Raw genomic sequence first — 21449 nt, forward strand, 5'->3', positions numbered from 1 at the left:
AGACACGCCATGACCACCACCGCCGGTGCGGATTCCGCACGCCCCAGGACCCTCGCCGAGAAGGTCTGGGATGACCACCTCGTCGTCAAGGGCGAGGACGGCCAGCCCGACCTCATCTACATCGACCTGCACCTCGTGCACGAGGTCACCAGCCCGCAGGCCTTCGACGGCCTCCGCAGCGCGGGGCGCCCGCTCCGCCGGCTCGACCTCACCATCGCCACAGAGGACCACAACACGCCGACGTGGGAGATCGACAAGCCCATCGCCGACCTGACCAGCCGCACGCAGATCGAGACGCTGCGCCGCAACGCCGCCGAGTTCGGCGTGCGTCTGCACTCGCTGGGGGACGCGGAGCAGGGCATCGTGCACGTCGTCGGCCCGCAGCTCGGCCTGACCATGCCCGGCATCACCGTGGTCTGCGGCGACTCGCATACGTCCACGCACGGTGCGTTCGGCGCGATGGCGTTCGGCATCGGCACCAGCGAGGTCGAGCACGTCATGGCGACCCAGACGCTGCCGCTGAAGCCGTTCAAGACGATGGCCATCACCGTCGAGGGCACGCTGCGTCCCGGCGTCACGGCGAAGGACATCATCCTCGCCGTGATCGCCAAGATCGGCACCGGCGGCGGTCAGGGCTACGTGCTCGAGTACCGCGGCAGCGCGATCCGCGCGCTCTCCATGGAGGGTCGCATGACGATCTGCAACATGTCCATCGAGGCGGGTGCGCGCGCCGGCATGGTGGCTCCGGACGAGACGACGTTCGCCTACCTCGAGGGCCGTCCGCACGCGCCGAAGGGCCAGGACTGGGACGACGCCGTCGCCTACTGGCGCACGCTGCCGACCGACGAGGGCGCCACGTTCGACGCCGAGGTCTTCATCGACGCCGACGAGCTGGAGCCGTTCGTGACGTGGGGGACGAACCCCGGTCAGGGCAGCTCGCTCTCCGCCACGGTGCCGAACCCGGCGGAGATCGCCGACCCGAACGAGCGGGCCGCGGCCGAGCGGGCGCTGGAGTACATGGACCTGACGCCGGGAACGCCCCTGAAAGAGGTACCGGTCGACGCGGTGTTCATGGGCTCGTGCACGAACAGCCGCATCGAGGACCTCCGGGCCTTCGCCTCCATCATCCAGGGCAAGAAGAAGGCCGACGGCGTCCGGGTGATGGTCGTTCCCGGCTCCGCCCGCGTGCGACTGGAGGCCGAGGCCGAGGGCCTGGATCAGGTCATCAAGGACTTCGGGGCGGAGTGGCGCTTCGCAGGGTGCTCGATGTGCCTGGGCATGAACCCCGATCAGCTCGCCCCGGGGGAGCGCTGCGCCTCCACCTCGAACCGCAACTTCGAAGGGCGCCAGGGCAAGGGCGGCCGCACCCACCTCGTGTCGCCGCTCGTCGCGGCGGCGACCGCCATCCGCGGCACCCTGTCCAGCCCGAGCGATCTGGAGGCCTGACCATGGAGAAGTTCACCACCCACACGGGCATCGCCGCGCCGCTGAAGCGGTCGAACGTCGACACCGACCAGATCATCCCTGCGGTGTTCCTCAAGCGCGTCACCAAGACGGGCTTCGAGGACGCGCTCTTCCACGGCTGGCGTCAGGATCCCGCCTTCGTGCTCAACCAGGCGCCGTACCAGGGAGCGTCCATCCTCGTCGCCGGCCCCGACTTCGGCACCGGTTCCAGCCGTGAGCACGCGGTCTGGGCCCTTCGCGACTTCGGCTTCAAGGTCGTGCTGAGCCCCCGGTTCGCCGATATCTTCCGCGGGAACGCGGGCAAACAGGGGCTTCTCGCGGCGACCATCTCCGAAGCGGACCTGGAACGGTTCTGGGCCTTCATGGACGCTGTTCCCGGTGCGCGGATGACCGTCGACCTCGAGGCGCGCACCGCCGCCATCGGCGACCCCACCGGGGGCGCGGAGGGTGGCTTCCAGGCCGACATCGGGATCGACGATTACACTAGATGGCGGCTCCTCGAAGGGCTCGATGACATCGGGCTCACGCTGCGCAACGAAGACAAGATCGCGCAGTTCGAGGCCCGTCGCGAGTCGTGGCGGCCGCGGACCCTCCCCGTCCAGTGAGACGGAGGGGGCGGGGGAGCCAGGGGTAAACCCGCCCCCGATGAACGAAGTGAGGCCCCGAATGACGACACCCGTGCGCGACGCTCTCTCCGACGACGTCCCCGCGCTGACCGGAGACGTCCTCGCCATCCGTGGAGGTCGTCCGCTGCGCGGACGCGTCGATGTGAAGGGCGCGAAGAACCTCGCCACCAAGGCGATGGTCGCGTCCCTGCTCGGGGAGACCACGAGCGTCCTGCGCGACGTGCCGGCCATCAGCGACGTCGCCGTGGTGCGCTCGCTGCTCGAGGTGCACGGGGTCCGGGTGTCGGAGGGAGACGAGCCCGGCTCGCTGGTCTTCGACCCCAGTGACGTCGAGTCGGCGCATTTCGAGGAGATCGACGCCCACGCGGGCGCCTCGCGGATCCCGATCCTCTTCTGCGGCCCGCTGCTGCACCGCCTGGGTCAGGCGTTCATCCCCGACCTCGGCGGCTGCCGCATCGGCGACCGTCCGATCGACTTCCACCTGGACGCTCTCCGCAAGTTCGGGGCGATCGTCGAGAAGCTGCCCAGCGGCATCCGCCTCTCGACGGGAGGGACCCGCCTGCACGGCGCGAACATCCACCTGCCCTACCCGAGCGTCGGCGCCACGGAGCAGGTGCTCCTCACCGCGGTGCGCGCCGAGGGCATCACCGAGCTCCGCAACGCGGCGATCGAGCCGGAGATCATGGACCTGATCGCCGTCCTGCAGAAGATGGGCGCGATCATCTCCTACGAGCCGAACCGCGTCATCCTCATCGAGGGCGTCGAGAAGCTCCGCGGCTATGACCACCGGTCGATCTTCGACCGCAACGAGGCGGCCTCGTGGGCGTCGGCCGCTCTGGCCACGGACGGCGAGATCTTCGTCGGCGGTGCCAAGCAGCAGGAGATGCTGACCTTCCTCAACGTCTTCCGCAAGGCCGGCGGCTGGTTCGACATCCAGGAGGACGGGATCCTCTTCCGTCGCGATGGCGACATCAAGCCGGTCGTGATCGAGACCGACGTGCACCCGGGCTTCATGACCGACTGGCAGCAGCCGCTCGTCGTCGCGCTCACCCAGGCCCACGGCCGCTCGGTCGTGCACGAGACCGTGTACGAGAACCGGATGGGCTTCACCGAGGCGCTGGTCAAGATGGGCGCCGACATCGTCGTGCACCCGCGCGGTCTGCAGGACGGGCCCCGGCGCGTGCCGCGTCGTGATCTGGAACAGGCAGCCGTCATCACCGGTCCCACGCCTCTGCACGGCGCCGACGTCGTGGTGCCCGACCTGCGCGGCGGCTACAGCCACGTGATCGCGGCCCTGACGGCCACGGGCGAGTCGAAGGTGTCGGGCGTCGACATCCTGAGCCGCGGATACGAGAAGTTCCTCGCCAAGCTCGACGCGCTCGGCGCCGACTTCGACGTCCTCCGGTGAGCCCCATGGCTTCCCGGTCTCCGGAGAAGACCCGGCCGAGCGTGTTCTGGCCGCTCGCGGCGATCGTCGTCCCGCTGGTGTCGCTGATCGCGAAGGTCCGCATCATCGGTGCGGAGAAGGTCCCGCGAGAGGGCGCGTTCGTCCTGGCCCCGAACCACTACTCGGAGTTCGACCCGCTGATCGTCGCTTTGGCGGTCTGGCGGATCGGGCGCGCTCCGCGGTTCATGGCCAAGGAGAGCCTCTTCCGCGTGCCGGTGCTCGGGTGGTTCCTGCGCAAGACGGGGATGATCCCGGTCGCACGCACCTCGTCGGCGTCGTCTGCGAAGCAGACGATGGCTCAGTCGGCTGCACTCGTGGAGCACGGCCGTGGCGTCATCGTGTACCCGGAGGGCACGCTCACCCGAGACCCCGACATGTGGCCGATGCGCGGCAAGTCGGGCGCGGTACGGCTCGCCCTCGCCGACGGCATCCCGCTGATCCCGATGGCCCAGTGGGGGACCCAGGCGATCATGGGCCGTTACCAGAAGGGGCTCAGCCTCTGGCCGCTCCGCAAGCCCGTCACCGTGATCGTCGGCGACCCCGTCGACGTCTCCGACCTCCGCGGTCGCGCCGGCGAGCCGGCGGCTCTCACGGAAGCCACCAACCGACTCATGAACGCGATCACCGCGCTGCTGGAGCAGGTGCGCGGCGAGAAGGCCCCCGCAGAGCGCTGGAACCCGGCGAGCCACGGCCAGAAGGAGACCGGACGCCTTGACCCCTAAGAGAACCGTGGCGGCCGGACCCCGCGTCGCCGTGATCGGCGCCGGCAGCTGGGGCACCACGTTCGGCAAGATCCTCGCCGACGGCGGCGCCCACGTGACGATGTGGGCGCGCCGTGCGGAGCTGGCGCATGAGATCGACGAGGCGAAGCGCAACTCCCGCTACCTGCCGGGCATCAATCTGCCCCGGACGATGGCGGCCACACACGAGCTGGCGACGGCGCTCGACGGCGTCGACCAGGTGTACCTGTCCGTGCCGAGCCAGTCGCTGCGGGAGAACCTCAAGGCGCTGCGCCCGCTGATCGCCGCGGGCGACGCCAAGATCGTCAGCCTCATGAAGGGCGTCGAGCGGGGCACCGGCCTGCGCATGAGCCAGGTCATCCAGCAGGAGCTGCAGTGCGATCCCGACCGGATCGCCGTGGCCTCCGGACCGAATCTCGCCCTGGAGATCGCGCGGGAGCAGCCGACCGCGGCCGTGATCTCGTCGCGCAGCCAGGAGACGGCGGACGTCGTGGCTCGGGCCGCGCGCAACTCCTACTTCCGGACGTTCGTGAACACGGACGTCATCGGCACAGAGTTCGGCGGGGTGCTCAAGAACCTCATCGCCGTCGCCATCGGAATCGTCGACGGCGTCGGCTACGGCGAGAACACGAAGGCGTCGATCATCACCCGCGGCCTCGTCGAGATGACCGACTTCGCAGTCGCGAACGGTGCCCAGCCGGAGACCCTGCAGGGGCTGGCGGGGCTCGGCGACCTCATCGCGACATGTCAGTCGCCGCTGAGCCGCAACAACACGGCCGGGCGGCTGCTCGGACAGGGCTACAGCTTCCAGGATGTGGTGAAGCAGATGCAGCAGACCGCGGAGGGTCTGGCCTCGGTCGCTCCCGTGCTGCAGCTCGCCCGCGAAGCCGATGTGCACATGCCGATCGTGGAGCAGGTGAAGATGGTGCTCGACGGCAAGATGGATCCCCGGGACATCGCCCCGCACCTCACGACGGACGACGACACCCCGCAGGGGGAGAGGACCAACCATGGACAAGCAGACGGTGGTGGTGCTCTTCGGAGGGCGCTCCAGCGAGCATTCGATCAGTTCCGCAACGGCGGGGGGAGTGCTGGGCGCGATCGATCGTGACCGGTATGCCGTGATCCCGGTGGGGATCACCCGCGAGGGCGCCTTCGTCCTGGAGGACGACGACCCGGCGAAGTTCCCGCTCGACGCCGCACATCTCCCGGAGGTCGTCGACAACGGCACCCGGGTGCTCTGGCCGGAACCCGGCGGCGATCGCACCCTGCGGGTCGTGCACCCGGGCGGCGAGACCGAGGGGCTCGGCGAGATCGACGTCGTGCTGCCGATCCTGCACGGACCCCACGGCGAGGACGGCACGATCCAGGGCTACTTCGACACGCTCGAGGTCCCGTACGCCGGCGGCGGCGTCCTCGACTCGGCGCTGTGCATGGACAAGCACTTCATGAAGATCGCCCTGCAGGCCGCTGGGATCTCGGTGGCGCAGGGCGTGACCGTGCGTCGCCGGGACTGGGACGCCGATCCTGATGCCCTCCGCGCCCGCGCTGCCGACCTCGGCCTGCCCGTCTTCGTGAAGCCGGCGCGCGCCGGGTCGAGCGTCGGCGTCTCGAAGGTGTCGGCGCCGGAGGAACTCGACGCCGCCCTCGCGATCGCGTTCGCCGAGGACGACAAGGTGCTCATCGAGGCCGGCGTCACCGGGCGGGAGATCGAGGTGGCTGTCCTCGAGACGGCCGACGGCGTCCGCGCCTCCCTCCCCGGCGAGATCGTGCTGAGCGACCGCGGCTTCTACGACTTCGAGGGGAAGTACCTCGGCGGTGACGGCGTCGAGGTGGTGTGCCCGGCGGAGCTGACCGACGCCGAGGTGGCCGCGGTTCAGGAGGCCGGCGTGCGGGCCTTCCGGGCGGTCGACGGTCGCGGCCTCGCCCGGGTGGACATGTTCCTCACCCCGACCGGCGAGCTCGTCGTGAACGAGCTCAACACCATGCCCGGCTTCACGCCCATCTCGATGTTCCCGAAGTGCTGGGTCGCCTCCGGACTGAGCTACGGCGACCTCATCACCGAGCTCGTCGAGGCGGGCCTGCGTCGCTGACGTGGACGATTCCCCGCGCGCTCAGCTCGCGGGGAACTCCACCCGGTCCGTGCACTGCGCGGTGGCCGGCGCGAGCCCGGACTGGATGTTCGACGAGAGGCTGTCGACGATCGATTGGAAGTCGACCTGCTCGCCGCGGCGGATGATCACCTCGACGGCCGGCTCGCGACCGTAGGTGACGAGGCGCTGGCGCTCTTCCTCCTGCTCCAGGACCAACCAGTCGACGCCGCCCAGAGTGGTGCAGACGAGGTCGGACGGAGCGGGCGGCTCCACCCCGCAGCGCAGGACGACCGTGGGATCCCCCCACGCGCCCGTGGCCTGCGCGTCGGTCCACACGCGCTCGTACCCGCCGACGGTGTCCGGCAGGAGCACGGAGACGTTCGCGCAGGCCGGGTCGTTCGCGTCGGCCGCCGGCTCGAGGTGCACGGTGGTGGAGCATCCGGTGAGTCCGGCGGCGAGGGCGATCGCCCCCGCGACGGCAGCGAGGCGGCGGGAACGAAGCATGTATCCAGGCTACCTTTGACGACATGCCCTCCCGACCCGACTCCGACGATCCGCGCCTGGGAGATCTCTCGGAGGGGCGCATCCTCCGCGCCATCCTCCAGCGCACTGCGCCGGGCGCGCACACGCTCCTCGGTCCCGGGGACGATGCCGCCGTGGTCGCCGCCCCCTCGGCATCGGTCGTCGCGACGACGGACACGCTCGTGCACGGTCCGGACTTCCGGCTGGCCTGGACGAGCGGGTACGACCTCGGCTGGAAGGCGGCGGCGGTCAACCTCGCCGACATCGCCGCCATGGGCGCACGCCCGACCGCGCTGCTCGTGGCTCTGGCCGTGCCGCGCGACCTCCGACTGTCGTTCGTGGAGCGCCTGGCCGACGGCTTCCGCGATGCCTGCGCGGCGCTCGCCCCCGGGTGCGCGGTGGTCGGCGGCGACCTCACGGTGTCCGAGGTGCTCACGGTGGCTGTGACGGCGCTCGGCGACCTCGAAGGGCGCTCGCCGGTGACCAGGGCGGGGGCGCGACCGGGTGATGTCGTCGCCGTCGCCGGAGAGCTGGGTCATGCCGCACACGGGTTGGCGGTGCTGTTCGGACGCTTCCGGGACGGCGAGACACCGGTGCCGGTCGATCCCGCGGCTCTCGCGTCCGGGGAGAGCGCTGCGGTCGAGGCGCAACTGCGACCGTCACCGCCCATCGGCCTCGGCGTGGTCGCGGCAGCGGCCGGGGCGACCGCGATGATGGATGTCTCGGACGGGCTCGCGCTCGACGCGCGTCGGCTCGCGGACGCCTCCGGGGTCACCCTCGCGCTGGACGGCGCAGCGCTCGGCGCGAACCCGCAGCGCGCGCTCGCGGGCGGGGAGGACCACGCCCTGCTCGCGACGTTCCCGGACGGCGTGCTGCCTCCGGGCTTCCGCGTCATCGGTGTCGTGCGTCCGCGCGGCGAGGTGGACCTGCTCTGCGACGACGGTCCCGTGGACGTCAGCGGCTGGGATCCTTACCGGGACTGGGACTCCGTCGCCGGCTGAGCCGTGGCGGAGGCGGTGTCCTCGCGGTCGGGCTCCGCCCACCAGAGGGTCGTGTCGCCGTAGGTCTTCTCCCGGAACACCCGGAGCCCGGCCGCGGCGAAGTCGGGTGTGGACGAACGCCGGGCGCGCTCCACGACCACGACGGCGTCGTCGCTGAGCAGCGGAGCCAGGGCGGCGAGGTCGCCGTCCATCGCCTCATCGTCGATGTCGTACGGCGGATCGGTGAACACGAGGTCGTACGGGCCGGTCGTCCGCCCGAGGAACGCCCGGACCGTCGCCTCCTGCACCCGGGCGGTCGCGGTGCCGGAGGCCTTCGCGACGGCCGCGACGTTGCGCCGCACGACGGCTGCGGCCTGCCGCCCGCGCTCGACGAGGTCGGCGCTCCGGGCGCCGCGGCTCAGGGCCTCGAGCCCGAGCGCCCCCGAGCCTGCGTAGAGGTCGAGCACCCGGGCGTCCGCGACCGCGTCGAGCGACTCCAGGGCGCCGAACAGCGATTCGCGCACGCGGTCGCTGGTGGGCCTGGTCCCGGCGCCGGGGACGTCGAGCCGGGTGCCGCGTGCCGTTCCGGCGATGATCCTCGTCACCCGTTCACGATACGACAGGCCGCGGACGGTCGTGTCCGTGCGGTTCCCTAGACTCGGAGCATGTCGCTCACGCTCGAATCCTCGCTGGAGGAGGCCCTCGGCGCGGCGTCGGCCAAGACGCTCGACCGGGCCTTCGGCATGAAGACCGTCGGCGACCTGCTCGCGCACTACCCGCGCCGGTACGCCGACCCGGGGGAGCTCACCCCCATCCGCGACCTCCCGATCGGGGAGACCGTCACGATCGTGGCCGAGGTGCTCTCGTCGAGCTTCCGCCGGATGCGCAACCGGCCGGGAGCCATGGTCGACGTCGTCATCGGCGACGGCGTCGGTCGCATGTCGCTGACCTTCTTCGCGAAGAACGTCGGCGCGGCGGAGTGGCGCTCCAAGGATCTGGCTGTCGGGCGCCGAGGGGTCTTCTCCGGCAAGGTCGGCGAGTTCAACGGGATGACGCAGTTCGCGCACCCGGAGTACGAGCTGTTCGACGACGAGGACGCGGCACGCCGGCGGGCGGATGCCAGGGCGGCCGTGCCGATCCCGATCTACCCGGCCACCTCCGCGATCCAGACGTGGCAGATCGCACGGCTCGTCGGGCGCGTCCTCGACGACCTCCCGACCGTCCCCGACCCGCTGACGCCGGAGATCCGCACCCGCGAGGAGCTGCTGACGGCGCGGGAGGCGTTGGAGGCGATCCACCGCCCGCGCTCCCGCAACGACATCGACCCCGCCGTCCGCACGTTGCGCATGCACGAGGCACTGACGCTGCAGACGGCCCTGCTCCAGCAACGCGACGCCGTGCGTGCCCTCGCCGCCACCTCGCGGCCGGCGGCACCTGGAGGGCTCCTGGAGCGCTTCGACGCTGCTCTGCCCTACACGCTCACGCCGGATCAGGAGACGGTCGGCGCCCAGATCGCAGACGACCTCGTCGGCTCCTGGCCGATGAACCGGCTCGTGCAGGGCGAGGTCGGTTCGGGCAAGACCCTGGTCGCCCTGCGGGCGATGCTCCAGGTCGCCGAGAGCGGCGGACAGGCGGCCCTGATCGCCCCGACGGAGGTCCTCGCGGGGCAGCATCTGCGTTCGATCACGAAGATGCTCGGCCCGCAGCTCGCCCCGCTGCTGATGCCGACGCTGCTCACCGGGCAGATGCCGGCGGCGGATCGCCGCAAGGCCGCGCTGCGCGTCGCCTCCGGCCAGGCGCTGATCGTGGTCGGCACCCACGCGCTCCTCGGGGAGAAGACCACGTTCGCCGATCTCGGTCTGGTCGTGGTCGACGAGCAGCACCGCTTCGGGGTCGAGCAGCGGGAGGCGCTGCGGGCGAAGGGGTCAAGCCCGCACGCGCTCGTCCTCACCGCGACGCCGATCCCGCGGACGGTCGCGATGACGGTCTTCGGCGACCTCGACACCTCGGTCATCCGCACGATGCCGGCGGGGCGCGCCGGCATCGAGTCGTACGTCGCGCCGTTGGCCGAGCACCCGGGCTGGTTCAACCGGGTGTGGGAACGGGCGGCGGAGGAGATCGCGCAGGGGCGGCAGGTGTTCGCGGTCTGCGCGGCCATCGACACCGCGGCGAAGACGGCCGAGGCGGGGGAGCAGGCGCTGCTCGCCCCGGAGGGCGGCAAAGGCCCTCGGTGGGGTGTCGTGCAGCTCGACGAGGCGCTGGCCACGCATCCGACCCTCGGCGGTCTGCGACGTGCGGTGCTCCACGGGAAGATGCCCTCGGAGGAGAAGGACGCCGTCATGCAGGCCTTCGCCCGCGGGGAGATCGACCTCCTGCTCGCGACGACCGTGATCGAGGTGGGCGTGGACGTCCCCAACGCCTCGACGATGATCGTGCTGGACGCCGACCGTTTCGGCGTCTCCCAGCTGCACCAGCTCCGTGGTCGGGTGGGCCGAGGAGGAGTCCCGGGGCTGTGCCTGCTCGTCACGGAGGCCGAGGCCGGATCGGTGGCCCGTGAGCGTGTCGACGCGGTCGCCGCCACCCTCGACGGGTTCGCGCTGGCCGAGGTCGACCTCGAACTCCGCGGCGAAGGCGACGTGCTCGGCGCGGCACAGGCCGGGGTGCGGTCGTCCCTCAAGCTGCTGCGCGTCGTCAAGGATGCCGCTCTCATCACCCGGGCCCGCGAGCTCGCGGAGGACATCCTCGCTGCCGACCCCGAGCTGGCCGCTCACCCCGGGCTCCGGGAGGCCATCGGACGGCGCGTCACCGACGAGGATCGCGCGGCGCTCGCGAAGAACTGATCGCCGTTCCGGGTGCCCTAGGCTGGATTCCATGAGCAGCCGGATCGCCGTCGTCCCGGGTTCCTTCGATCCGCCGACCCTGGGTCACCTCGACGTGATCCGGCGCGCGGCCGCCCTCTACGACGAGCTGCATGTGCTCGTGGTGCACAACCCGGGCAAGGAGGCGATGCTGCCGATCGCGCAGCGGCTCTCCCTCCTGGAGCGTTCGATCGCCGAGGACGGCATGGCGGGCAACATCGTCATCGGATCCTGGAGCATGGGACTCCTCGTCGACTATGCGCGCGACGTGAACGCCGGTGTGCTCGTGAAGGGCATCCGCTCGCAGGTCGACGTGGCGTACGAGTCGCCCATGGCGATCGTCAACCGGCACCTCGCCGACATCGAGACCGTCTTCCTGCTGCCCGATCCTGCGCATGCGATGGTCTCGAGCTCGCTGGTGCGTCAGGTCGCCGGTCTCGGGGGCGACGTCTCGCCGTTCGTCCCGCCGGCTGTCGCCTCGTTCCTGGACACCGGCGCGCGCGGGATCTGATCGGGGATCGCGGTCCCGTTCCCGGCGGTCTCCCGGCCCTCCTCACCGGTGACCCGGGTAGCATGGCGGGGTGCGTTCCCGACTCAACAGCCCTTTCGTCCTCCCCGTCCGTGACATCGTCCGGCGCCCGGGGGAGATGCGCGAGCACTCCTTCTCGGTGCCCCTGACGGAGCAGTGGGGGGAGGGCATCGTCTCCTTCGAGGCGGGCTCGGAACTCGATCTCGACGTGCGGCTGGAGTCCGTCCACGAGGGCATCCTCGTCACCGGAGAGGCGGAGGGCGAGTACGTCGGCGTGTGCGGTCGATGCCTCACCGACATCGCTCGGCCCGTCGAAGTCGAGTTCCAGGAGCTTTTCGCGTATCCTGGTGAGGAAGAAACTGACTTCGAGGTTCAAGACGACCACGTGGATCTTGAAACTCTCGTCAGGGATGCGGCCGTACTGGCCCTTCCTTTTCAGCCGGTGTGTCAGCCGGATTGCCTCGGGCTCGACCCGGTCACAGGCGAGAGGCTGACCGAGAGCACCGGAACGGAGCAGGCCGCTCCCATCGATCCTCGGTGGAGCGCGCTCCAGCAGATCACAGACCAGGACGGCACGGCAGAACGCGGTGCCGCCGAGAAAGAAGAGAGCTAGTCATGGCTGGTAACCCCCCGAAGCGCAAGGTCTCCCGTTCGAACACCCGCTCGCGCCGCGCGCAGTGGAAGGCCGAGGCCCCCGCGCTCGTCAAGACCATCGAGAACGGCAAGGTCGTCTACAGCCGTCCGCACCAGGCGAAGGTCGTCACCGACTCGCAGGGCACCGAGCTCTTCCTCGAGTACAAGGGCCGCAAGGTCGCCGACGTCTGAGTCGCGAACCGTGACGGAGGTCCCCGGGGGGACGAGGCCTCTCCCAGATAAGCTCCGCGTCGATATCGACGCGGAGCTTCTGGAGTTGGCCCTCACCCACCGCTCCTACGCGTACGAGCACGGCGGCATCCCGCACAACGAGCGTCTCGAGTTCCTCGGCGACTCGGTGCTGGGTCAGGCCGTGACCGTCATGCTGTTCACGCGGCACCCCGAGCTCGACGAGGGGGAGCTGGCGAAGCGCCGGGCGAGCGTCGTGTCGACGGTCGCGCTGGCGGAGGTCGCTCGCGGCATCGATCTCGGCAGCCACCTGCTGCTCGGGCGCGGTGAGGAGCAGACCGGTGGGCGCGACAAGGACTCGATCCTCGCGGACACCATGGAGGCCGTCATCGGCGCCACCTACCTGTCCGCTGGGCCCGAGGCCGCCACGGCGCTCGTCCTGCGACTGACTGAGCCGCTGCTGGCCGACCCCGAGCGGTACGGCGCGGCGATGGACCCCAAGACGAGCCTGCAGGAGCTCGCGGCCCGCCTCGGCGCCACGCCGCCGCAGTACTCCGTCGAGGCCAGCGGTCCCGACCACGACCGGCGTTTCACGGCGACCGTGGCGGTCGGCGACGTCCGGATGACGGGCACCGGCAGCAGCAAGAAGACGGCGGAGATGGCGGCCGCCCTCAGCGCCTGGCGCACGCTCAGCGAGCGTGCCTGAGCTCCCCGAGGTCGAGGTCGTCCGCTCCGGCCTCGCCCCTGCCGCGATCGACGCGGTCATCACGGGCGTCAGCGTCTTTGACGAACGCGCCCTCACCCGGCACACCGCCGGAGCCGCGGACTTCGTGCAGCGCTTGGAGGGTCGCCGTTTCACGGCGGCCGCGCGGCGCGGCAAGTTCCTCTGGCTGCCTCTCGATTCCGATGACTCCGCGCTGATCGCGCATCTGGGCATGAGCGGTCAGATGCTGCTCCGCGCGCCGGACGCGCCGTCCGAGCGCCACGAGCGGATCCGTCTGGGCATCGAGCACCCGCGACACGGGGAGCTCGCGATCGTGTTCGCGGATCAGCGCACGTTCGGATCGCTCGCCGTCGATGCTCTCGTCGCCGATGGTCCCTCGCAGGTCCCGACGCAGGTGGCGCACATCGCACGTGACCCGCTCGACCCGTTCTTCGACGACGGGGTCTTCCGGGCCGCGCTCGCCCGGCGGCACAGCGCGATCAAGCGGGTGCTGCTGGACCAGGGCGTCGTGAGCGGCATCGGCAACATCTACGCCGACGAGTCGCTGTGGGCGGCCCGCATCCATCCGGAGACGCCGGCCGACGCCCTGCCGACTCGGACGGTGAACCGCCTGCTCGCCGAAGTGCGATCCGTGCTGCAGAAGGCTCTCGCCGAGGGCGGCACGAGCTTCGACGCCCAGTACGTCAACGTCAACGGGCAGGCCGGTTACTTCGCGCACTCCCTGAACGCCTACGGTCGCGGAGGGAAGCCCTGCCCGCGCTGCGGCACGCCGATCACCCGTGCCGCGTTCATGAACCGCTCCTCGCACTTCTGCCCGCGCTGCCAGCGGAGGCGCTGACGGTGACCCCGCGCGTGGCGGGCCGGATGCACCCGGCCCGCCACCGTCTCACGCCGGGGCAAAAGCGCGATTCAGCAGCGGGCGAGTCGCCCAGGTGCTCGCCCACACGACGCCGATGCCGACGGCGACGACGGTCGCGATGGTCATCAGCGAGAGGGGCGCGACGATCAGCGCGATGCCCACCAACGGGAACACGAGCACCGCAGCGCACAGCGCGGATCCGACCGCCGTGACCAGCAGTGGCGACATGATCGCGCGACGGCGCGCGCGGTCCACGGTCTCGACCGGCATGCCCAGGTGGTGCAGGCTCTGGTGCAGGTCGTTCTTGTCGAGCACGTCCGAGGCCTGATTCACGCCGACGGAGGCGGCCACCATGAGGAACGACCCGATGAGGGTGATGATGAGACCGGTCCGGATGTCCTCTGCGAGCGCGATGCTGGAGGGATCGTCGCTCGCCCCGATCGTGTCGAGGAGCGCGACGCCGGTGCCCGCGAAGACGGCCATGAAGCTCGCCATCGCGATGCCGCCGACCTGACGCCAGGCCGCTTTCGGAGAGTCGAGAACGAGGCGAGCGGCGAGCAGCCGCTCCGGGCGCTCCGCCCGCCGGAGCTGGCGTCCCGCCGAGACTTTCAGCACCCACGGTCCCAGCAGGTTGAGCACCATGAGCGCGAGGGCGAACATCGCCGCGAGCACGGCGATGGTCGCCACGACCCCGCCAATCATGGGGAAGACCTGGATGAGCACGAACGCGGTGGCGATGCCCACGACCGCGATGACGGCGCGGATCCAGTGCACGTTCGTCGGCGCCGTGCGCGTGCGAACCCCGAGCGGCGAGATCACGACCCGACGAAGCCCCACCACGGCGCTGCCCGCGGCGAGCAGCAGGACGCCGCCCACGACGGCGGCGATCATAGCCGGAGGGAGCATGACCGCCTGCGTGCCGAGCGGTTCTCCCCGGAACGGGATGAGACCGATCACCGGGCTCAGGGCCAAGTGGCCGCCGATGCCGATGACGGCGCCGGCGGCGGCGACGAGGACAGACTCGACGACGGTGGCCGTCGTGACCCCTCCCGGGGTCACCCCGAGCAGGCGCAGCGTGGACAGCCTCTCGTCGCGGCGTCGAGCGGACAACCGGGCAGCGGCGCCGCCGAGGGAGGTCAGCGGCACCACGAGGAGGACGAGCGCGATGGCGGCGAGAGCCTGGTAGAGCACGGCATCATCGTCGGTCCAGGTCCAGAAGGCCTGGGCGCCGCCGATCACTGTGAGCACGAGGGTCGTGACCACGCCGAACGCGACGATCGGCAGGGCGAGGACGCTGCGCTGTCCGGGAGCCGGACGAAGAAGCAGGGCGAGGACGGAGAGATTCATGCGTTGACCGCCGAGCCGAGGATACGGCCGTCGCGGACGGCGACCGTGCGCGTGCAGCGTGCGGCGACGTCGGCGTCGTGCGTGACGACGATGAGGGTGCGGCCCTGCCCGGTCGTGGACCACAGGAGCGCGTCCATGACCTCGGCGGAGGTGTGCGAGTCCAGGGCCCCGGTCGGTTCGTCCGCGAAGACGAGGTCCGCACCCGTCGCCTGGGCCCGCGCGATCGCCACGCGCTGCGCCTGTCCTCCGGAGAGCTCGCCGATGCGCCGATCCTCCATGCCGCCGAGACCCAGCGCCGCGAGCCACGACGCCGCGTGGGGGAGGGCGTCCTTCTTGGCGACGCCGTTGATCATCGAGGCGAGGGCGACGTTCTCCACCGCCGTCAGCTCGGGGATCAGCAGTCCCTGCTGGAAGACGAACCCGAAGCGCTCGCGACGCAGCCGGGAGCGCGCCGCCTCACCCAGCGCGGTCACGTCGATGGCCGTGCCCGTCGAGGGCTGGAAGACCACGCGGCCGCTGTCCGGGGCGGTGATTCCCGCCAGCACGTGCAGGAGCGTCGTCTTCCCCGAGCCCGACGCGCCCATGATGGCGACGGACTCGCCACGGTGCACCGCGAGGTCGACACCGGCGAGGGCGTGGGTGACACCGTAGGTCTTGACGAGGGCGTGGGCTTCGATCACGGGTGTGTTCATGTTCCCAGCCTCGCCGTGGGGCCGTGCCGGTGTCGTCGGCCCGGCGGATGAAGCTGAGCGGTGGCCGTCATCCGGGAGGATGACGACCACCGCTCGTCGTCAGATCTTCTTCTGCCACGCCCCTGCGTACGACACGGGCACGAAGCCGATCGCCTCGTTGATGTCGAGCATCGGCCGGTTCTCCTCCGCATTGAACGTCGAGACCACGGTGGACCCCGGGACGAGCTCCCGCCAGCGCAGGAGGTTGGCGCATTTGACGATCGTGCCGAGGCGGTGACCGCGGTGATCCTTCGCGACCAGCGTCCCGAACTGGTGGGTGGTCCCGGTCTTCTCCGCGCTGATCAGCAGCTCGTTGTACGCGACCAGCGTGCCGGTGGGGACGTGCTCCACCACCACCACGGAGACCGTCTGCCCGGCTCCGGTGAGACGCGCATCGCGGCGGACCACCCGCTCCGCGTCATAGACCTCGGCGACGAAGTCCATGTCTCCGCTGGGGGCGTCGGTCGACAGCCGGGCGAGGATGTCGGCGTAGCCCGCGCGGAACTCGGGCGGAGTGGGGAGCTGCCACTCGACCACGCGATAGTCCGGTCCCGCCGCCGTGAGCGCGGCGTCCAACGCCCGGTGCAGGGGCTCCGGATCGGCGCGCAGGTCGAGCTCGCTGTTGCGCTCGACCTGTTCCAGCGTGAAGCCGTGCGCCTCGACGACGTCGCTCAGCGGTGTCGCCGGGACCCGTCCCCAGCCGGTCCGGGGCCGGAGCATGCGGTCGGCCTCCTCGGGCCGGTGCAGGGTCCAGATCTGGAGGACGCTCCGACCGCGCTCCCTCGCCTCGGTCTCGGCGCGGTCGAGCAGCGCGTCCTCGACACCGCGCCCGGTGTGGGCGGCCGGAACGAGGAGGTCGATCTCCGCGGCGCGCGCGTCCTTCTCCTGCGCGAAGGACAGGGTCACCATGCCGATGATGTCGTCCCCCTCCCGGGCGACGAATCCGAGATCCAGCGCATCGGAGTCGTCCTGCCAGTTCGGCAGCATCTGCGCGGCGTCCGGGGCGAGGTCGGGGAGACCGACCTGCTCGTCGCAGATCTGTCGGTTGAGGGCACCGTAGGCCCGGAAGTCCGCGGCGTTCGCATCGGTGAGGGTGGCCGGGACGATCAGCGGCGTGATCGTCAGTGCGGCGGTCGTCATGTCAGGTCCTTCGTGTCGGAGGGAGGTGGAGGTGCCGGGTGCCCCGGCGTCCGTCCGCAGGTGCACGGACGGACGCCGGGCCGGTGTCGAGGTGGTCGTCATCGCCCGGTCAGCGCATTCCGCGCTGCATGTCGTGCATGAGGAGGGCGTGCGATTCCGCGGCCGAGCGGTGACGCTGCTCTCCGACGAGGAACAGGTCGCCGGGATCGACGGTCCACGACCGGCGCGGACGACGGGGCCGCTGCGCCCGCTGGAACAGCCAGAGGCCGATCCGGAGCGAGAGGCGGTCCGCGATGCCGAGCTCACGGAGCTCGTCGTCGCGGGGGATCTGGAGGACCTCGCGGTCCTCGGTATCGGGCGGATGGGTGGTGCTGCGTGACAGCGTGATGTTCACGATGGTTCCTTCGAAAGGGATGGATGGGTGCGGAAGCACCACGCCAGGACCGAGTCGTCGGCCGCGGCGGGTGCGGACGAGAGCAGCGCCTGTGGCGCCGCGGAATGCGGAGGCCGGAGGCGGCGGGGATCCATGATCCAAGGGGATCAGAGGGTGGGTCGCGACAGAACAGGCGGGAGAAGACCCGGATCGGGCCTGCGTTCCCAGGCTGCGGTTCTAGCCGAGCGAGCCGTGACGGACGCCGGCGGTCACCGATGCCGCGAGGCGCGGCGCGGAGTGCGCGGGCGCGGCGAGGCCAAAGACCTCTGCGGTGTGCTGAGTGATCATCATCGGTAACCTCCTTTCGTGTGGCGATCCGGAGGCCACCGTAGCGAAACTCTCAGGAGATCGTCAAGCATTTCGTGGTAGCACCGGCGTGTCGCGATCGCACCGGGTCCGCGATGACCGCGCGGGATACCGGCCGTTCCGCGGGATTCCGGTAGCGTAGCGGCGTGAATCTCCCCGGACGAGCGGTCGCCCCATGCACCTGAAGAGCCTGACGCTCAAGGGGTTCAAGTCGTTCGCGCAGCCCACGTCCTTCGTGTTCGAGCCCGGCGTCACGTGCATCGTCGGGCCGAACGGCTCCGGCAAGTCCAACGTCGTCGACGCCCTCGCCTGGGTGATGGGGGAGCAGGGGGCGAAGACGCTTCGCGGCGGCAAGATGGAGGACGTCATCTTCGCGGGCACCTCGACCCGCGGACCCCTCGGGCGCGCCGAGGTGCAGCTCACGATCGACAATGCCGACGGCGCGCTGCCGATCGAGTACGCCGAGGTGACGATCAGCCGCACCCTCTTCCGCAACGGCTCCAGCGAGTACGCCATCAACGGCGAGAGCTGCCGTCTGCTCGATGTGCAGGAGCTGCTCAGCGACTCCGGCCTGGGCCGGGAGATGCACGTCATCGTGGGTCAGGGGCGGCTCGACACCGTGCTCCAGGCCTCGCCGGAGGATCGACGCGGCTTCATCGAGGAGGCGGCCGGCATCCTGAAGCACCGTCGGCGCAAGGAAAAGACGCTGCGCAAGCTCGACGCGATGGAGGCTAACCTCACCCGTCTGAGCGACCTTGCCGGGGAGATCCGCCGTCAGCTCAAGCCCCTCGGACGCCAGGCGGAGATCGCGCGCGAGGCGCAGACCATCGCCGCCGTCGTGCGCGATGCCAAGGCACGACTGTTCGCCGACGACGTCGTGGCGCTGCGCACGGCCCTCGCGGACCACACCCGGACCGAGCAGGAGCGGCACACGGAGCGTCTCGTGCTGTCCGACCAAGCCGAGACCGTGCGCGCCGGGATCGCTCGTCTGGAGAAGAACCAGAACTCGATCGCGGTCGACGAGGCGCGCAGCGTCGCGTTCGGACTCGAACAGGTGCAGGAGCGCATGCGGGGCCTGTACACGCTCGCCAACCAGCGCCTTGCGCTCCTCGGGTCCGAGGAGGACGACGCGGCCGTGACCGCGGTGACCGTCACACAGGCGACCATCGACGAGGCGAAGGAGGACATCGAGACGATCTCCTCCGGCCTCGGCGACGCTCAGGATGCCGCGGCTGCGGCCAGCCGCGAGGTCGTGAACGCCCGCGCCGAGCTCGACACGCTCGATGTCGACATCGCGGAGCAGAGCGCGCTCGTCTCCGAGTACGACATGCGGCTTTCGTCTCTCCGCGGGAACGCCGATGCGGCCGCGTCGGCATTGGCCGCGGTCCGCGGCGCGGTGCTGCGTCAGGAGAACGCGCTCGAGGCCGCGCACGCCCGACGACGCGAGGCCGAAGAGGCCCTGGACGCGATCGACGATGCGGAAGCTCCCGAGGGCACGGCCGTCGAGTACGCCGCCGCCTACGAGAGCGCCCAGCGTGCGGCGACGGCGGCGGAGGCGGAGCGCGAGAGCCTGCGTGAACGCCTGCACGCCGCGGAGCGCGAGGTCGACGCCCTCACGGCGAAGGCCGCTGCGTTGAGCAGTGCGCTGTCGCTGTCAGGAGGTGCCGCCGAGATCGTTGCGGAGGGCGGCCCCGGAATCCGCGGTCTCGTCGGCGATGCCGTGCAGGTGCGGGCGGGATACGAAGCCGCGATCGCGGCCGTGCTCGGTCCGCTGGCCGAGGGTGTGCTGGTCGGTTCCCCGGACGATGCCTTCGCCCTCGCGGCGGAGGCCGCAGAGCGCCGCCGGGGCGTGGTCGACTTCGTGGTCGCCGACGCCCCGAGGGAGAACCCCACCCCTCCGGACGTCGAGGGTGTGCTCGCCGCGACCGAGACGGTGACCGCGCCGGACGGCGTTCTCGGGATCCTGGCGCACGTGCTCATCGCCGTGGACCTCGATGCCGCGCGGGCCGCGCGGCGCGCTCTCGATGCTGCGGGCGACGCGTCGACTACGATCGTGACCACCGGAGGCGACGTCATCACCGCCCAGACCCTGCGGACCGGCTCCGGAGGGGAGCGCTCTCGCCTCGAACTCGCGGCCGAGCGCGATGCCGCGACCGAGCGGCTCACCGAGATCCAGATCGTCGTCGACTCCCTGCGCGAGGCGCGCCTCGACGCCGACGAGGCCGTGGAGGAGACGCGGCGGCAGGCGAAGGACGCGCTGCGCGCCCTTCGCGAGCACGACGCCGCCCTGGCGACGCACGCGGAGCAGGTCAACAAGGTGACCGTGCGCCATGAGGCCGCTGTCGCCGAATGCGACCGCCTCGAGACCGGTCTCGCCCAGGCGCAGGCCGCCGTGGCGGACGCGGAGGCGAAGGCGGAGACCGCGAAGGCGGAGCTCGACGCTGCCGTCGCGGCGCCGCGTCCGGTGCTCGACGCGTCGGCGCGGGATGGTCTGCTGGAGGCCCTGGAGCGGGCCCGCGAGGGCGAGGTCCGTGCCCGCCTGGAGGTCGAGACCCTGCGCGAGCGGGTCCGTGCCGCGCAGTCTCGGGTGACCGCGTTGGAGCGGCAGCGCGAGCAGGAGCGGGACGCGGCCGCGGAGGCCGCCCGCCGCGCCGTCATCCGCCGGGCGCAGCGCGAGGCCGCCTCCGGGGTCGTGGACGAGCTGCCGCGCATCCTCGACTCCCTCGACCGCTCGGTCACCGAGGCGCGGGTCGCGCTGGCGGAGGCGGAAGCCGCGCGGTCGGCGCAGAACGAGGAGCTCGTCGCGCTGCGCACCCAGGAATCGTCGCTGCGGGAGCGCCTTGCCGGGCTCACGGAGAGCGTGCACGGCCTGGAGCTGCAGATCCACGAGAAGAAGCTCCACCTGAACAGCCTGTTGGAGCGCGTGTCCTCGGAGCTCTCGCTGGACGAGGACGTGCTCGTCGCCGAGTACGGTCCTGATCAGCTCGTGCCGCGGGATCCCGGGACGGAGCCGGCCGACGGCGAACTGCTCGACGACACCGCGATCCCGTTCGACCGGCGCATCCAGCAGCGGCGCCTGGCGGACGCGGAGCGGAAGCTCGCCCAGCTCGGGCGGGTCAACCCGCTCGCGCTGGAGGAGTTCGCCGCCCTGGAGCAGCGCCACGCGTTCCTCACCACGCAGCTCGCGGACCTGACGCAGACCCGGCAGGACCTCTTGACGATCATCGCCGACCTCGACGAGCGCATGCAGACGATCTTCGCCAGCGCGTTCGAGGACACCAAGGAGGCGTTCGGTCAGGTCTTCCCCCTGCTGTTCCCCGGCGGCACGGGCAGCATCTCGCTGACCGATCCGGAGAACATGCTGACGACGGGGATCGAGGTCTCGGTCCGTCCCGTCGGGAAGAAGATCGAGCGGCTGTCGCTGCTGTCCGGCGGCGAGCGGTCTCTGGCCGCGGTGGCGCTCCTGGTGGCGATCTTCAAGGCGCGTCCCAGCCCGTTCTACATCCTCGACGAGGTCGAAGCGGCGCTCGACGACGCGAACCTCGGCCGGCTCCTCACGGTGTTCGAGCAGCTGCGCGAGAGCTCCCAGCTCCTCGTCATCACGCACCAGAAGCGGACGATGGAGATCGCGGACGCGCTCTACGGGGTCTCGATGCGCCAGGACGGCGTCTCCGCGGTGGTCGGGCAGCGCGTCGGCGACCGCGCTGCCGCCGCCGTCTGACTCCGGCTGCCTCCGTCCCCGGGCACGGCTTCGGAGATCGGAGCCTCCACCCGGCGTGTCGGCCGTCTGATCCGGCGCGTCGCCTGCGGTCTCCGAAGCTGTGCTCG

General features: G+C 71.0%; 20 protein-coding genes. 14 read left to right on the top strand and 6 right to left on the bottom strand.

Annotated features, from left to right (window positions below):
• Positions 1-9 precede the first annotated feature (9 nt).
• The 6 genes from leuC (at position 10) to BK819_RS07015 (ending at position 6370) form a co-directional block, all read left to right on the top strand.
• Entirely contained in the window at positions 10-1446 is a 1437-nt protein-coding gene (gene leuC, locus BK819_RS06990) for a 3-isopropylmalate dehydratase large subunit (protein WP_071328498.1), read from the top strand.
• Between the two features lie 2 nt (positions 1447-1448).
• Positions 1449-2069, top strand: coding sequence for a 3-isopropylmalate dehydratase small subunit (gene leuD, locus BK819_RS06995; RefSeq protein ID WP_071328499.1), 621 nt, complete (start codon positions 1449-1451; stop codon positions 2067-2069).
• 61 nt (positions 2070-2130) lie between these two features.
• Positions 2131-3498, top strand: a complete 1368-nt coding sequence (gene murA / locus BK819_RS07000; protein ID WP_071328500.1) for a UDP-N-acetylglucosamine 1-carboxyvinyltransferase — start codon at positions 2131-2133, stop codon at positions 3496-3498.
• Between the two features lie 5 nt (positions 3499-3503).
• On the top strand, positions 3504-4259 hold the full coding sequence (locus BK819_RS07005; RefSeq protein WP_071328501.1) for a 1-acyl-sn-glycerol-3-phosphate acyltransferase: 756 nt from the start codon (positions 3504-3506) through the stop codon (positions 4257-4259).
• Between the two features lie 7 nt (positions 4260-4266).
• On the top strand, positions 4267-5388 hold the full coding sequence (locus BK819_RS07010; protein WP_371259824.1) for an NAD(P)H-dependent glycerol-3-phosphate dehydrogenase: 1122 nt from the start codon (positions 4267-4269) through the stop codon (positions 5386-5388).
• Positions 5288-6370 (top strand): D-alanine--D-alanine ligase family protein, encoded by a 1083-nt coding sequence (locus BK819_RS07015; protein WP_071328503.1) that lies wholly within the window; start codon positions 5288-5290, stop codon positions 6368-6370. The genes BK819_RS07010 and BK819_RS07015 overlap by 101 nt, the downstream gene beginning before the upstream one ends.
• A gap of 21 nt (positions 6371-6391) precedes the next feature.
• On the opposite strand, the gene BK819_RS07020 is transcribed toward BK819_RS07015, so the two are convergent.
• Positions 6392-6874 (bottom strand): DUF3515 domain-containing protein, encoded by a 483-nt coding sequence (locus tag BK819_RS07020; RefSeq protein WP_071328504.1) that lies wholly within the window; start codon positions 6872-6874, stop codon positions 6392-6394.
• A 23-nt stretch (positions 6875-6897) separates the two neighbouring features.
• Between BK819_RS07020 and thiL the strand changes: the two genes are divergently transcribed.
• Positions 6898-7893, top strand: a complete 996-nt coding sequence (gene thiL, locus BK819_RS07025) for a thiamine-phosphate kinase (RefSeq protein WP_071328505.1) — start codon at positions 6898-6900, stop codon at positions 7891-7893.
• On the opposite strand, the gene rsmD is transcribed toward thiL, so the two are convergent.
• On the bottom strand, positions 7863-8477 hold the full coding sequence (gene rsmD, locus BK819_RS07030) for a 16S rRNA (guanine(966)-N(2))-methyltransferase RsmD (RefSeq protein ID WP_071328506.1): 615 nt from the start codon (positions 8475-8477) through the stop codon (positions 7863-7865). The genes thiL and rsmD overlap by 31 nt on opposite strands.
• Before the next feature lie 60 nt (positions 8478-8537).
• On the opposite strand from rsmD, the gene BK819_RS07035 reads away from it, so the two are divergent.
• From BK819_RS07035 to mutM, 6 genes are all read left to right on the top strand, one after another.
• Positions 8538-10712 carry an ATP-dependent DNA helicase RecG gene (locus BK819_RS07035; protein WP_071328507.1) on the top strand — a complete coding sequence of 725 codons (2175 nt, stop codon included), beginning with the start codon at positions 8538-8540 and terminating at the stop codon, positions 10710-10712.
• 31 nt (positions 10713-10743) lie between these two features.
• Positions 10744-11241, top strand: coding sequence for a pantetheine-phosphate adenylyltransferase (gene coaD, locus BK819_RS07040; protein ID WP_025103318.1), 498 nt, complete (start codon positions 10744-10746; stop codon positions 11239-11241).
• A 136-nt stretch (positions 11242-11377) separates the two neighbouring features.
• The gene (locus tag BK819_RS07045) at positions 11378-11872 is read left to right on the top strand and encodes a DUF177 domain-containing protein (protein WP_025103319.1); all 495 of its coding nucleotides are present in this window, start codon (positions 11378-11380) and stop codon (positions 11870-11872) included.
• A gap of 2 nt (positions 11873-11874) precedes the next feature.
• Positions 11875-12084 (top strand): 50S ribosomal protein L32, encoded by a 210-nt coding sequence (rpmF, locus tag BK819_RS07050; RefSeq protein WP_013586329.1) that lies wholly within the window; start codon positions 11875-11877, stop codon positions 12082-12084.
• A 10-nt stretch (positions 12085-12094) separates the two neighbouring features.
• The gene (gene rnc, locus BK819_RS07055; protein ID WP_071328508.1) at positions 12095-12787 is read left to right on the top strand and encodes a ribonuclease III; all 693 of its coding nucleotides are present in this window, start codon (positions 12095-12097) and stop codon (positions 12785-12787) included.
• On the top strand, positions 12780-13643 hold the full coding sequence (gene mutM / locus BK819_RS07060) for a bifunctional DNA-formamidopyrimidine glycosylase/DNA-(apurinic or apyrimidinic site) lyase (protein ID WP_071328509.1): 864 nt from the start codon (positions 12780-12782) through the stop codon (positions 13641-13643). Before rnc ends, mutM begins: the two co-directional genes overlap by 8 nt.
• Before the next feature lie 48 nt (positions 13644-13691).
• On the opposite strand, the gene BK819_RS07065 is transcribed toward mutM, so the two are convergent.
• The 4 genes from BK819_RS07065 to BK819_RS07080 all read right to left on the bottom strand — a co-directional run bounded on the left by BK819_RS07065 (position 13692) and on the right by BK819_RS07080 (position 17276).
• On the bottom strand, positions 13692-15011 hold the full coding sequence (locus tag BK819_RS07065) for an FtsX-like permease family protein (protein ID WP_071328510.1): 1320 nt from the start codon (positions 15009-15011) through the stop codon (positions 13692-13694).
• Complete coding sequence (locus tag BK819_RS07070; protein WP_071328511.1) at positions 15008-15703, bottom strand: ABC transporter ATP-binding protein; 696 nt, start codon at positions 15701-15703, stop codon at positions 15008-15010. The genes BK819_RS07065 and BK819_RS07070 overlap by 4 nt, the downstream gene beginning before the upstream one ends.
• A gap of 99 nt (positions 15704-15802) precedes the next feature.
• Positions 15803-16882 (bottom strand): GNAT family N-acetyltransferase, encoded by a 1080-nt coding sequence (locus tag BK819_RS07075; RefSeq protein ID WP_071328512.1) that lies wholly within the window; start codon positions 16880-16882, stop codon positions 15803-15805.
• Between the two features lie 109 nt (positions 16883-16991).
• Positions 16992-17276, bottom strand: a complete 285-nt coding sequence (locus BK819_RS07080; protein WP_071328513.1) for a hypothetical protein — start codon at positions 17274-17276, stop codon at positions 16992-16994.
• 520 nt (positions 17277-17796) lie between these two features.
• Between BK819_RS07080 and smc the strand changes: the two genes are divergently transcribed.
• Positions 17797-21342: a chromosome segregation protein SMC gene (gene smc / locus BK819_RS07085; RefSeq protein WP_071328514.1), complete on the top strand. Its 3546-nt coding sequence runs from the start codon at positions 17797-17799 to the stop codon at positions 21340-21342.
• Positions 21343-21449: the final 107 nt, after the last annotated feature.

It is taken from the genome of Microbacterium sp. LCT-H2, assembly GCF_001866135.1.
Taxonomy (GTDB): domain Bacteria; phylum Actinomycetota; class Actinomycetes; order Actinomycetales; family Microbacteriaceae; genus Microbacterium.